We start from the raw sequence: 13,244 nt of genomic DNA on the forward strand, positions 1-13,244 counted from the left end.
CTGCGATGTAGAGTACCTTACCGCATTAGTGCACTGAAAGCTCAGTGAATAAGCGACACAATTTTTGCTGTTTCTTGTTCAGCATATTCAATTGAGTTACTTATCACTTCCATGTCGAGACTTACTGTATTGGCTATTTCTGGTGTAAAAAGTTCAATGTCAGCATAATTTTCTTTATCAAGTTGACTAAGCGTTATACGACTAGCAATTGCAAGAACACATATATCAACATCAGAAGTATATTTTGCTTCATCGTTCATAAATGATACGGGATAAAAAAGACCAATAGGTAAGTGCCATTTTTCAAGTATGATACCGCTGCAATGCGCAAACGTAAAACCGAAATGAGCCAGTTGTTCAATATGTGGCAAGTCGCTCTTTTTCGCATTGCGGTAATCGTCATAAAGCTTAGGCTCTTTCTTCGCAACTATGAGTTCGCTCAGGTTTTGCAAAATACCCATCACGAAAAAGCGTTCGGCGCCACGTACATTCAGCCGCATGGCTAGACTCTTCGCCACCATCCCGCAATAAACAGAAGCATGCCAATGCTTGTCTAAATCAATTAGCAGTGTATCGAAGTGCTTAAAGGCAGTGGTTGCAGTTTCAGCAATAACCAAATTATAAAGGGCCTCGCCACCAATCACATTTATGGCTTTTGTTACAGATTCAATTTGAGAGGGGAAACGAAAAAGCGAACTATTGGCCAGGCGTAACACCTTAGCAGTTAGAGAGGGGTCGGCACTAACTAATACAGCAATCTCTTCGATACTAGAACGAGGATCATCTAGCGTTGAACGCAAGCGAACGCATATATCGGGTAACGTAAACGATTTCGCAGCATATGAAACATACTTATCTAACGGCATCAAAAAATTCTCTAACTTTTTTAACTTCTTTCAGGCGGCTCATTGAAAAGAGAAAACTGTTCGGTTGACTCTTCACTTTTAAGCTCTTGCGCTTTGCGTAACTTCGCCATTACTGCTTTTTCACGTCTTACACACGCACTGATTATTTTTCGTTTTGTCGCATCATCAACTTTAAGCCAATAGAGGCGTTCATCTCGACTTCTGTAACAGCCTTTACAAAACCCTCTTGGACCCGACTCGCAGACACCAATACATGGGCTTGGAATCTCGAAAAACTCAAGCTGTTGGGACTGCGCTTTAGGGTCCTTCATTCCAGGCTTGCCACCTTAATCATTAAGCGTTAAGCGCTGAAGTACTCAGCACTTCTTTAAATTAAAACGTATACCCGCAAATCTAGCCACTAGACATTAGCAGTAATATAATACATAAAGTGCACAAATGCGTGAATTTGCCGTGTCTACATGGCGGTCTTAGCATAGCATGAATATCAATCTACAAGAGTATATTCGATGGTAGAAACCACGCGCACTTTCTTTATGTGTGGATGATGACCGTCGCGACTAGAAATACTGAACTGCCCTTGGTTAGCGCGCTTAATTTTGCCCAACGTACTTTTTGAATCTTTGGCAAATTTTTCCGCAACCTCTCTCGCATTGAGCGTCGCTTCTTCTATCATTTCCGGCTTTACTTCGTTTAAGCGGGTAAATACATAGTCGGGCTGAGCGCGATAGCTTTGATCTGATAATACAATACCAGTTTTAATTAACTCCCCAATTTGCTGCATAAGCGCTCGCACCTTTTCAACATCATTTGAAAAGACAGTAACGGTTTGAATGGCACTGTAGCGAAATGGCGCTTTTTCACTACTTCCATATTGTTGCGCCAATTTGTCATTTATTTCAGGCTTTCCAATAGTAATGCTTTCTGCTGAAATACCCTTCTCTTCTAAAAAGTTAGCCACCTGAAGGCTATTCTTTTCGATATGTTCATACAGTTGAGGTAAGTCATTGCCCGCGTCGACAAATTGAATAGGCCAAATAACCTGATCAGCAATGTATTCTCGCTCTGACAATCCTTTTACGGTTACTACTCTATCCCACGTTTGCATATCGTTCATGGCAGAAGACACCTGAACACCAAGCAAAGACACAGCAACCACCATGCCCATTGCCATTACTATCGCCGCACCTAATTTCATTCGAATCTCCATTCTGTCTGTTTTCAACAGGATACAAGCGAATATAAGCTTTTCGGTTTCACAAAACGACACAAATGCTGACCAAAGGTGGCAAAAAAAAGGCCACTCAAATGAGTGGCCTAAAGAGCCCCTTAAGAGGGCAACGCTTGGGTAGACGGGAGAGTTAACCTTTACGTTTTAGCAAATAGTAAAATACGGGAGTAAGAATTAAGCCGAAGAAAGTGACGCCTATCATTCCAGAGAATACGGCCACGCCCATGGCTTGACGCATTTCTGCACCCGCGCCAGTAGAGATAACCATAGGTAATACCCCCATGATAAAGGCAATTGATGTCATCAAAATCGGACGTAAACGTAAGCGGCTTGCCTCTTTAATTGCCGCAAGCGCATCCATGCCGCTGTCCTGCAGCTCTTTAGCAAACTCGACAATAAGGATGGCGTTCTTTGTAGCAAGGCCGACCAATACAATTAGACCAATTTGGGTGAAGATATTGTTGTCACCACCGTAAATCTGAACACCAATAAGGGCGCTCAATAAGGTCATAGGAACTATCAGTATAATTGCCAGTGGTAAACGAAGGCTTTCATACTGTGCAGCTAGTACTAAGAACACAAGAAGCACAACCAGTGGAAATACAAACGCTGATGCATTACCGGCTAATATTTGCTGGTAGGTCAACTCTGTCCACTCGTAGGTCATGCCAAGTGGCAAGGTTTCAGCCAATATCTCTTCGATAGCCGCTTTCGCTTGGTCTGACGAATAGCCAGGCGCAGGAGCACCGTTAATTTCGGCGGTAACGTAGCCATTGTAGTGCATCACTCGGTCTGGACCGGCGCTATGTTGAACGTCTAGGAATGAACCTAACGGTATCATTTCACCTTGGCTATTTCTGATTTTGAACTGGGTTATGTCCCCTATCTCTTGACGATATTGAGCATCAGCCTGCACGTTCACTTGGTATGTTCTGCCAAACAAGTTGAAGTCATTTACATAAAGGGAACCCAAGTAAGCTTGCATCGTGGTAAATAACGTATCGATGTTTACCCCTTGGCTTACTGCTTTTTCACGATCTACGTCTACATCAAGTTGTGGCACGGCTACGGTGAAGCTTGTAAATGAACCTGTTAGCGCTGGGTGCGCCCAGGCTTTACCAATCACTTCTTGGGTTACACGCTCTAGCTCTTCAAAACCTAAATTCCCTCTATCTTCCACTTGCAAGCGGAAGCCACCAATAGTGCCTAGCCCCATCACCGGAGGCGGCGGGAAAATAGCGACATAAGCCCCTTTGATCGAACCAAACTGCTGATTGAGTTTTGCAGCAATAGCGCCAGCAGATAACTCTGGTGACTGTCTTTCACTAAAAGGCTTAAGCGGCGTAAATAAAATTCCAGAACTTGGACTATTAGTAAAACCGTTAATATTTAAGCCAGGAAACGCTACGGCATCTGACACGCCTGGGTGTTCCATCGCAATGCGAGACATTTCACGGATCACCTCTTCCGTTCTGTCTAAACTCGCTGCATTAGGAAGTTGCGCAAAAGCCACCAAATACTGCTTATCTTGACCTGGAACATAACCCGTAGGTGTAGTGGCAAACTGGTTATAAGTAAGCGCAATAAGGCCTGCATATAACACCAGTACAATGCCGCTTTTGCGAATTAAGCCGCCAACCGCACCTGTGTATTGTTTCGAACCACGATCAAATACCCGGTTAAATGGCGCAAATACAAAGCGACCAAACACCTTATCCATACCGCGAGTAAGCCAATCATTTGCTTTACCGTGAGGCTTCAATAGTAGAGCAGATAAAGCAGGGCTTAATGTTAACGAGTTAATTGCAGATATTACCGTTGAAATAGTGATAGTAAGTGCAAACTGTTTATAGAATTGCCCGGTTAAGCCGCTCATGAAAGCCGTTGGTATAAATACGGCAGCCAAAACCAGCGTGGTAGCAATAATCGGCCCCGTCACTTCTTTCATTGCTTGGACAGTAGCGTCAAATGGCGATTTACCTTCAGCAATATTTCGCTCTACGTTTTCCACTACAACGATGGCATCGTCTACAACAATACCAATAGCTAACACTAAGCCAAATAAAGACAGCGCATTAAGAGAAAAACCCATTAACTGCATAAAGGCGAATGTTCCTACCAGTGAAATAGGTACTGCCACTAGTGGAATAATGGATGCTCGCCAAGTTTGAAGAAATAGCACAACCACTAGAACAACAAGTAATACCGCTTCTAAAAGCGTGTTTACCACGGCTTCAATCGAGCCTCTTACAAACACGGTAGGATCGTAAACAATGTCGTACTCTAAGCCATCGGGAAACATCTTTGAAAGCTCTGCCATGCGCGCTCTTACATCATCCGATATTTGAATAGCGTTTGAGCCTGGGGCTTGGAATATTGGAATTGCCGCAGCTGGGTTATTATTTAATAGCGAACGTAACGCATAATTGTTCGCCCCTAGCTCAACGCGAGCCACGTCTTTAAGTCGGGTAATCTCGCCATTTTCGCCAGACTTAACGATGATATTTTCAAATTCGGCTTCGTCTTTTAGACGACCACGAACATTAATAAGTAGCTGAAATTCACTGCTGCCTGTTGGCTGCGCACCAAGGCTACCTGCCGCAGCCTGCTGGTTCTGATCGGCAATAGCCGCTGCTACATCACCAGGGTTTAATTGAAGCGATGCAAGCTTGTTAGGGTCTAGCCATACTCGCATGCTGAACTCGCCTGCACCGAACAGGCGTACCTGCCCCACTCCATTTATGCGAGCTAATTCGTCTTTAACAAACTGATCGGCATAGTTTGAAAGATACAGCATGTCATAACGTTTATCAGGCGACGTTAAATGCACCACCATGGTTAAATCTGGCGAGGACTTTTCGGTAACCACACCTAGGCGCTGCACTTCTTGAGGTAAACGTGGCGTAGCGCGATTAACACGGTTTTGTACCAGCGTTGTAGCTTCGTCTGGGTCTGTACCAATCGCGAAGGTAACAGTTAGCGTCATACGCCCATCACTGGTAGCTTGAGAAGACATATACAGCATATCTTCAACACCGTTAATTTCTTGTTCTAACGGCGTGGCGACTGTTTCAGCAATAACTTCAGGGTTTGCACCAGGATAATTCGCAGTTACCACCACGGTAGGCGGCACTACTTCAGGGTATTCAGTGATAGGCAGTTGCCAAACAGCGATGGCACCACCGATAAAAATAAGTAGGGAAAGCACGCCCGCAAAAATCGGGCGGCTAATGAAAAACTGCGAGATATTCATTACTTAAGACCTGCTGTTGCTGTACCTGAGGTAAATGAACCACCAGATAAAACATCTTCAACCTGCGCCATGCTTTGGGTTATTTGAGTAGCGTTATCGACCTTTGATTGCCAATCAGATAGGTTTGCAAGTGCATCTTCATCACCCATGGGGACTTTATTTGCGGCAACTTGTGCACCAGGGCGCACACGCTGTAGGCCATCAACCACAATAGTGTCGTTAGCGTTTAGGCCACTTGTAATAATGCGCATGCTGCCCACTTTGTCACCCAGCTTCACTGCGCGATATTCCACTTTACTTTCGTCGTTTACAACCAGTACAAACTTATTATTCAGATCTGTGCCAATAGCTTTTTCTTTAATAAGAATGCCCTGTTCTTCGGTGTCACCTGCTAATTTTAAATGTGCAAATAAGCCAGGAATTAAACGCCCTTCTTCGTTATTAAACACAGCTCGAACGCGAAGCGTGCCAGTGCTACCGTTAACTTGGTTGTCGATAAAATCGATTTGCCCCCAGTGGTTGTAGTCAGACTCGTTAGCAAGGCGCATCGCTACTGGCTGGTCGCTTACCGCCCTCGAGGCGCTTTTATCGCTATTAACGTAATTCAGGTAAGTCTGCTCATCTATATCGAAATAAGCATATAAACGGTCAGTGGAGACAATACGGGTTAGTTCTGTTTGCCCTGCAGTCACAAAGTTACCCTCTGTAATATTGGCACGGGATACACGTCCAGAGATTGGCGCTTCAACACGGGCGAAACCGCGATTTAAGCGAGCTACTTCAAGTGCGGCTTGTGTTTGGTTTAAGCTTGCTAGTGCTTGATTTTTTTCTGCTAGGCGAGCGTCAAGCACTTCTTCAGATACCGCTTGTGTTTTGCGCAGTTTGAATGCGCGGCTGTAGTTTTGCTCCGCCAACTGAACGCGACTTTTGGCTTCTTCAAGTTGAGCAGTTAAGCGGTTCACTTCAGCTTTAAATGCACGGTTATCGATTAAGAATAAGGTTTGCCCTTGTTCAACGTATTCACCTTCATCAAACGCGACAAAATCGATATAGCCCGACACGCGAGGTCGAAGTGCAACGATGTGCGGCGATTCTAAACGCCCTGTGAAATTATCCCACTCGGTTAAACGCTGAGTCACCACGGTAGCCACATCAACTGGAACACCGGCATTTGAACCAGCGCTCATTGATTGACTTGGATCCTGCTCGTCACCTCCGCATGCAGCGACTAGCGCAGTTAGGCTGACTATTGCCAATAAACGGGTAAAAGTTTTCATCGCAAGATTCTCTAAAAAGTTAGACTAAAGTTTGATGCCGCGCATTATGCACACCCTCAAACAATAAAAATAATTATCTTTTTATATGAAACACATCACATTATGTTATATATTTAAATTTGAGCTTATTAAGAAAAAAGCGGAGAGAACGATGCGTCCACATGATTTAAATTTATTAATGATTTTTGATGCCATCATGACTGAGGGTGCCATTACCCGAGCAGCTGACAGGTTATCAATGACGCAACCTGCGGTCTCTAATGCATTGTCTCGCATGCGCACTGCCTGGAACGACGAGCTATTCGTGAAAGACGGCCGTGGTATTCAGCCTACCTCTTTTGCTAAAAACTTGTGGAGTCAGATTCAAGGCCCGTTAGGCGAACTTGAAGTTGCCGTAAACCCGACTGACTTTAACCCCGCAACGGCAAAGCGGACTTTTCGTATTGCAGCCACAGACAGCATTGTATCTATGGTATGGGGGCCGCTTCGCAAAGTCATTGAGAATGAGGCTCCTGGTATTAATATCCATGCTATTCCTAATTACGATATGGAAACGGATAAAATACTTAAAGATGCTGAAGCTGAACTGACCTTCTCTAAACACCAAGAGCCTGGCTCTGTAATTCGCTCTGAACATGTGCTTGACCCTAGCTGGGTGGTGGTAATGCGTCCCGATCATCCATTGGCAAAATCACAATTATCGTTGGAAGACTTCGTAGCAGCAGATCACTTGCTAGTGTCAGTGACAGGCGATGTGACAGGCCCAACAGATCAGGCGCTCGCTAATTTGGGCCTCAAGCGCCGCGTTGCCATGTCAGTAAACCAATTTTACAACGCTACCCCGCTATTAAAAGAGAGTAACCTTATTTGTGTTGCGCCTTCATTGGTCATGGAAAAGGAAATTTTCTCGGGTGAGTTAGCGGTATTTGAAACGCCTGTGGAAATTATTAGCTCACCTTTGTCTATAATGTGGCATAAACGCCAAGACCAAGACGCTGGCTTGCAGTGGCTTAGGAGCTTAGTTGTTAAATTTGTTCGTGAGCGTGTTCAGCGCCACGAGATGCTGCTGTCTCAGTGCTGCCGCAAAGCATATTGTGCCGATACGGTTAAACGCTTTATGGACCAGCGTAATATGGATTGTGAAGAGTTCACGCCTGCGCACTTAAAAACACCGAGCAACGATGAAGAAGCAAAAATCATAGCAGGAAAAGAAACAGCATAATTGAAAGAGCTGTATTACCAGAAGTTCTATCTCTACATTGATTGGTAAGAAATAATACAAACGCTATCGATAGATAGCGTTTGTATTGTAATGTCTAACTTTATTTTTTCAGTTTGAAACGACGTGTTAGTGCTAACAAACAAAGTCCAAATAAACCTATTGAAGACGGTGTAGGAACAGTTGTCGAATCATCATCATCCGGTAAGTCTATAGTAGCCAAAGAACCCGCCATTACATAAGCATAGTCAACAGACACACTTTCACCAGCCAACAAATCACCCAAATTGAAAGCGATTCCGATTCCATCATCACCGGTTGAACTATCGCCCAAGTTTCCACCAGCAAGGTAGGTAAGGGGATCAAAAACACTACAACATGCGCCTACGATACCTGTATTTTGTGTAAACGAGGTGTTTGCAAACAAGCCCAGAGGGGTGCCACTAACAGAACCTAAAGAACCAACAAAGTTCTCTACGGCCACATCACCAGAATCAAGCGCATCACCATCGTTGTTATTGTCGATGCCACGTTGATTGTTAGTCGCTGACGTTCCATGCGCCCTTGAATCAGGATCCGGGTCGATTGCACGAGCGAACAACAGGTCGGTAATATCAACAAGCGCTTCAATCGTAGTTTTGATATTCACTCGTTCTTCATCATCGTTAAAGAAAAAGTCGTGTACGATATTGATTACGCTATTAGTACCACTCCAACGAACGTGATTATCAAAAGAAGAGCCGGGAGTCATGTCCGTAAGCGAGACGAGAGAAAAATCATCACCACTTGTAACATCACCAGAAGCTGAGTTGCTATTACCTAGTAACCCAGAAGAGCCGGCTACAGTATTGTAGCGAATACCAAAAGCTTCGTGGGGAGTGCCTGGCGCTAAGTAGTCAAAATTCGAATCAAAATTACCTAGCCCTGTACTATCATAAACAAGCCCAGGGTTGAAGCCGCGATTACCTAGGGTACCATCATTACTTACTTGAGTAAGAACATAATCTCCCGTCATGATTATGTTCGCCGATGCGGTGCCGGTAACGGCTAAAGCTACCCCTAAACTGCTTGCTAACAAAATATTTTTCATAATTTACGTCCTCACTGTCTTAAATTTACTGCCTTGTTAAATACTTTAAGATTTTTTGTTAGCAAAAAAAGCGCCACTCCCCCAATCCATTGATACTAAAACAAAAAACCAGAGAGGAAATAAAAAAACACTGGCAAGTGTAAGAAATTTGGACACCTACTCATCTGTATCTAGCGAGCAACCAAGCGCATCTAACCATGCGAGAGCATCATCTTCAGAATCACTGAAATAGCATGCTAAGTTCGCGGCTGCATATATGCGTTCAAACTGACTTTTAACCAAAGCGGGTATGTCAGCATTGCTAGTAACAAAAGCACAAGCTTGCAAGCCATATTGTTTTCTAAGGCGCACAGATTCAATTAAAGCTTTTTCAGCATCTGGCGTTAAAATACCGACACCTTGTACGAAAATCAAAAATCCCCAAGGCTGTCCACCTAGAGGTAAAGCGAGTTTTTTGACATCTTCGTGATAGTGTTGAAAAAGCGCTTTTGTTACTACTCCCTTTCCGTCTAGGCGAATTATGTTTCCCTTAAGTTCAACGCTGTATTCACCAAACTTCGATTGTACTTTGATTGGATCTTTAATCTTTACTGACATCTACCACCACTTCGAAATTCCTGCGCCTAACTTATATTTTCGAATTGAGCTTTGAAGTAAAAGTGTAGTACAAAAAACCCGCTTAAAAAGCGGGTTTTTAAAGTGACTTAAAAAGAAGCTAGCTTACTTCTTTTTCTTCGCTTTCGGGTTTGGCAGGTCAGTTATACTTCCTTCGAAGATTTCAGACGCAAGACCAATAGACTCGTTAAGCGTTGGGTGAGCATGGATAGTCAATGCTACGTCTTCAGCATCAGCACCCATCTCAATAGCTAGGCCGATTTCGCCAAGCATTTCGCCCGCGTTGGTACCTACCATAGCACCACCGATTACGCGGCCCGTTTCTTTTTCGAAAATCATCTTAGTCATACCGTTAGTGGCATCAGATGCAATTGCACGGCCTGAAGCAGCCCATGGGAAGGTGGCTGTTTCATAGCTTACGCCCTGCTCTTTCGCTTCTTTTTCAGTTAGACCAACCCAAGCAACTTCTGGCTCAGTGTACGCTACTGAAGGAATAGCACGTGGGTCGAAGTAATGCTTCTGTCCAGCAATAACTTCTGCTGCAACGTGACCTTCGTGAACCGCTTTGTGCGCAAGCATTGGCTGACCTACAAGGTCACCGATTGCGAAGATGTGGTCAACGTTAGTACGCATTTGCTTATCAACGTTGATGAAGCCACGCTCGTCAACGTTTACGCCAGCCGCATCTGCGCCAACTAGCTTACCGTTTGGCTTACGACCAACAGCGACAAGTACTTTGTCGTAGCGTACTGGCTCAGCAGGTGCGTTCTTGCCTTCAAACGTTACGTACAAGCCATCGTCTTTAGCTTCAACCGCAGTCACTTTGGTTTCAAGCATAATGTTAAACTTGTCTTTGTAGTCTTTCATGAATACTTTCATGATGTCTTTGTCAGCTGCTGGAATTAGCTGATCTAAGAATTCAACTACATCGATGTTCGAACCAAGTGCTTCGTACACAGTACCCATTTCTAGACCAATGATACCACCGCCTAGTACTAGCATTTTCTCTGGAATGTCTTTCATTTCCAGTGCGCCAGTTGAGTCAATTACGCGGTCATCTTCTGGGATGAACGGTAGGCTTACTGGCTCAGAACCCGCAGCAATAATCGCTTTTTCAAAAGTAATAGTAGTAACGTCGTCACCATTTTTTACTTCTAGGGTGTTTGCGCCTGTAAATTTACCAAAGCCTTGTACATGCTTGGTTTTACGCATTTTAGACATGCCGCTAAGGCCATTTGTTAATTGCTTAACAACGCCGTCTTTGTATTCGCGGATTTTATCTAAATCGATGGTAGGCTCGCCAAACGATACACCGTGGCTAGCAAGGTGCTTCGCTTCTTTCATCACTTTAGCAACGTGAAGAAGGGCTTTTGAAGGGATACAACCAACGTTAAGACAAACACCACCAAGCGTGTCGCGTGAGTCTACGATAACTGTTTCAATACCTAAGTCAGCCGCACGGAATGCTGCTGAATAACCGCCAGGGCCGCCGCCCAGTACCACCAATTGCGTTTTAATTTCGCTCATTGTGAACCTCAATCCTGTTCTTGTAGGGTCATGCTATTACTTTTGTGTAATAGCATAACCTAAATGCCACCAAATGGGCTTATAAAATCGTCGAAAATGTTACTGATATTGTAAACTTTTTCGACCTTTTATTTAAAGTATGATTCTGCGTAAGTCAGTTAGGTTTGCAGCAACCTCAGTAGAGAATCTTGCACCTACCGCACCATCGATTACTCGGTGGTCGTATGACAGGCTCAGCGGCACCATTAAGCGCGGCTCAAACTCTTTACCATTCCACTTAGGCTTCATCTCAGACTTAGATACACCTAATATGGCGACTTCTGGTGCATTTACAATAGGCGTAAACGCCGTACCGCCGATACCACCTAGGCTAGAGATTGTAAACGTACCGCCCTGCATGTCAGCCGCTTTAAGCTTGCCTTCACGGGCTTTCTTAGATGTTTCGATAAGCTCGCGAGAAAGCTCTTCAATACCTTTCTTATTCACGTCACGAATAACAGGTACAACAAGACCTCCCGGAGTTTCAACCGCAATACCAATGTTGATGAACTTCTTGATGATTAAGCTTTCGCCGTCGTCAGACAGTGATGAATTAAATACTTCGTATTTCTCAAGGGCTTTCGCTACCGCTTTCATTACGAATACTAATGGCGTGATCTTAAGACCAGACTTAATTTTCGCGTGGTAAGCGTTTTGCTCTTTACGGAAGTCTTCAACTTCAGTGATATCTGCTTCGTCGAACTGCGTAACGTGCGGGATAGTCGCCCAGTTACGGTGTAAGAACGGTCCAGAGATCTTTTGAATTCTAGAAAGCTTTTGCTCTTCAATCTCACCAAACTTGCTGTGGTCAACAAGTTTAACTGGCACGATTTGAAGTACGTTGTCGCCTACTGGCGCACTGCCTGAAGCTGCAGCCGTGCGAGGTTTCGCAAGCTCAGCTTTCACGTAGGCCTGAACGTCTTCTTTCAAGATACGGTTTTTAGGACCAGAGCCGCTAACTTGAGTCAGGTCTACACCGAACTCGCGAGCAATCCGGCGAACCGAAGGAGAAGCATGTGCTTTACCTGTGTTCTTGGCTTCTGGCGCTGGCGGCACAGGAGAACGGCCTTGAGAGGCTTCTTGCTGTGACGCTTGTTTGGTTTCTTGTTGCTTAGGTGCTTCTTGCTTAGGTGCTTCAGCAGGCTTTTCAGCTGCACTTGAAGACGAACCGCCGCTGGTCTCAAGCTTAACAACCAATGTACCTTGCTTAACCTTATCACCCGTCTTGATAAAGACTTCCTTGATAGTACCTGCGTGGGTTGAAGGTACATCCATGGTGGCTTTATCAGTTTCTAGCGTAATTAAGCCGTCTTCTTTCTCAACGCTATCGCCAGCTGATACAAGTACGTCGATAACGTCAACTTCACCGTCTTCACCGATATCAGGCACAGTTACTTCAATGGTTTCGCTACTTGCAGACGTCGCAGGAGCAGACTCTTGCTTTTCGCTTTCCTGCGCAGCCGGTGCAGATGCTTCTGAAGACTCGCTTGACGCCGAGCCTGAGCCCGCTACTTCAAGTTTAATAACAACTGTTCCTTCTTTCACTTTATCGCCAGTGCTGATGAATACTTCTTTCACCGTACCTGCATGTGTTGAAGGAACGTCCATGGTCGCTTTATCGGTTTCAAGCGTAATTAGTCCATCTTCTTTTTCGATGGAGTCACCCACTGAAACCAATACGTCGATTACGTCAACTTCGTCGTCAGAACCGATATCCGGTACTGCGACTTCAATGACTTCGCTACCGCCAGACGCAGCTGGTGCTGCCTCTGACTTGCTTTCTGCTTTCGGTGCTTCATCTTGCTTAGGCGCTTCTTCTTGTGAAGCGTCCTCTGAAGATGATTCTTCAGCGGTGCTCTCATCAGAACTTTTACCACCTGCAACTTTCATTTCACCAATCACATCGCCTTCTTTGATTTTATCGCCTACTGATACAGACAGGCTTACAATCTCACCTTCAAATGGTGCTGGGATGTCCATTGACGCCTTGTCACTTTCAACAGTAACAACGCCTTCATCGGCTTCAATGTTGTCGCCTACGGCAACACATAGCTCGATAACTTCAACTTCGTCACCGCCTACGTCGGGTACGATAATCTTTTGAATATCTGACATATGTAAAATACC

The 13,244-nt window shown here is 44.7% G+C and carries 10 protein-coding genes; 1 reads left to right on the forward strand and 9 read right to left on the reverse strand.

Annotated features, from left to right (window positions below; translation table 11 throughout):
- Positions 1–41: 41 nt before the first annotated feature.
- The 5 genes from ACXAFM_RS04305 to ACXAFM_RS04325 all read right to left on the reverse strand — a co-directional run bounded on the left by ACXAFM_RS04305 (position 42) and on the right by ACXAFM_RS04325 (position 6,627).
- Positions 42–866 carry an HDOD domain-containing protein gene (locus ACXAFM_RS04305; RefSeq protein ID WP_474827231.1) on the reverse strand — a complete coding sequence of 275 codons (825 nt, stop codon included), beginning with the start codon at positions 864–866 and terminating at the stop codon, positions 42–44.
- A gap of 20 nt (positions 867–886) precedes the next feature.
- Positions 887–1,177: a DUF1289 domain-containing protein gene (locus tag ACXAFM_RS04310; RefSeq protein WP_474827233.1), complete on the reverse strand. Its 291-nt coding sequence runs from the start codon at positions 1,175–1,177 to the stop codon at positions 887–889.
- Positions 1,178–1,353: 176 nt separating this feature from the next.
- On the reverse strand, positions 1,354–2,064 hold the full coding sequence (locus tag ACXAFM_RS04315) for an SIMPL domain-containing protein (protein WP_474827234.1): 711 nt from the start codon (positions 2,062–2,064) through the stop codon (positions 1,354–1,356).
- Between the two features lie 163 nt (positions 2,065–2,227).
- Entirely contained in the window at positions 2,228–5,350 is a 3,123-nt protein-coding gene (locus tag ACXAFM_RS04320) for an efflux RND transporter permease subunit (RefSeq protein ID WP_474827236.1), read from the reverse strand.
- A complete protein-coding gene (locus tag ACXAFM_RS04325) occupies positions 5,350–6,627 on the reverse strand; it encodes an efflux RND transporter periplasmic adaptor subunit (protein ID WP_474827238.1) in 1,278 nt (425 codons plus the stop codon). The genes ACXAFM_RS04320 and ACXAFM_RS04325 overlap by 1 nt, the downstream gene beginning before the upstream one ends.
- A 151-nt stretch (positions 6,628–6,778) precedes the next feature.
- Between ACXAFM_RS04325 and ACXAFM_RS04330 the strand changes: the two genes are divergently transcribed.
- The gene (locus ACXAFM_RS04330; RefSeq protein WP_474827240.1) at positions 6,779–7,849 is read left to right on the forward strand and encodes a LysR family transcriptional regulator; all 1,071 of its coding nucleotides are present in this window, start codon (positions 6,779–6,781) and stop codon (positions 7,847–7,849) included.
- A gap of 100 nt (positions 7,850–7,949) precedes the next feature.
- Here the strand turns inward: ACXAFM_RS04330 and ACXAFM_RS04335 are convergent, their stop codons facing one another.
- From ACXAFM_RS04335 to aceF, 4 genes are all read right to left on the reverse strand, one after another.
- The gene (locus ACXAFM_RS04335; protein ID WP_474827242.1) at positions 7,950–8,936 is read right to left on the reverse strand and encodes a hypothetical protein; all 987 of its coding nucleotides are present in this window, start codon (positions 8,934–8,936) and stop codon (positions 7,950–7,952) included.
- 156 nt (positions 8,937–9,092) lie between these two features.
- Positions 9,093–9,533, reverse strand: a complete 441-nt coding sequence (locus tag ACXAFM_RS04340) for a hypothetical protein (RefSeq protein ID WP_474827244.1) — start codon at positions 9,531–9,533, stop codon at positions 9,093–9,095.
- Positions 9,534–9,656: 123 nt separating this feature from the next.
- Positions 9,657–11,078, reverse strand: coding sequence for a dihydrolipoyl dehydrogenase (gene lpdA / locus ACXAFM_RS04345; protein ID WP_014950394.1), 1,422 nt, complete (start codon positions 11,076–11,078; stop codon positions 9,657–9,659).
- 132 nt (positions 11,079–11,210) lie between these two features.
- The gene (gene aceF / locus ACXAFM_RS04350) at positions 11,211–13,232 is read right to left on the reverse strand and encodes a pyruvate dehydrogenase complex dihydrolipoyllysine-residue acetyltransferase (RefSeq protein WP_474833546.1); all 2,022 of its coding nucleotides are present in this window, start codon (positions 13,230–13,232) and stop codon (positions 11,211–11,213) included.
- Positions 13,233–13,244 lie beyond the last annotated feature (12 nt).

The organism is Alteromonas sp. ABD4_190 (assembly GCF_056160105.1).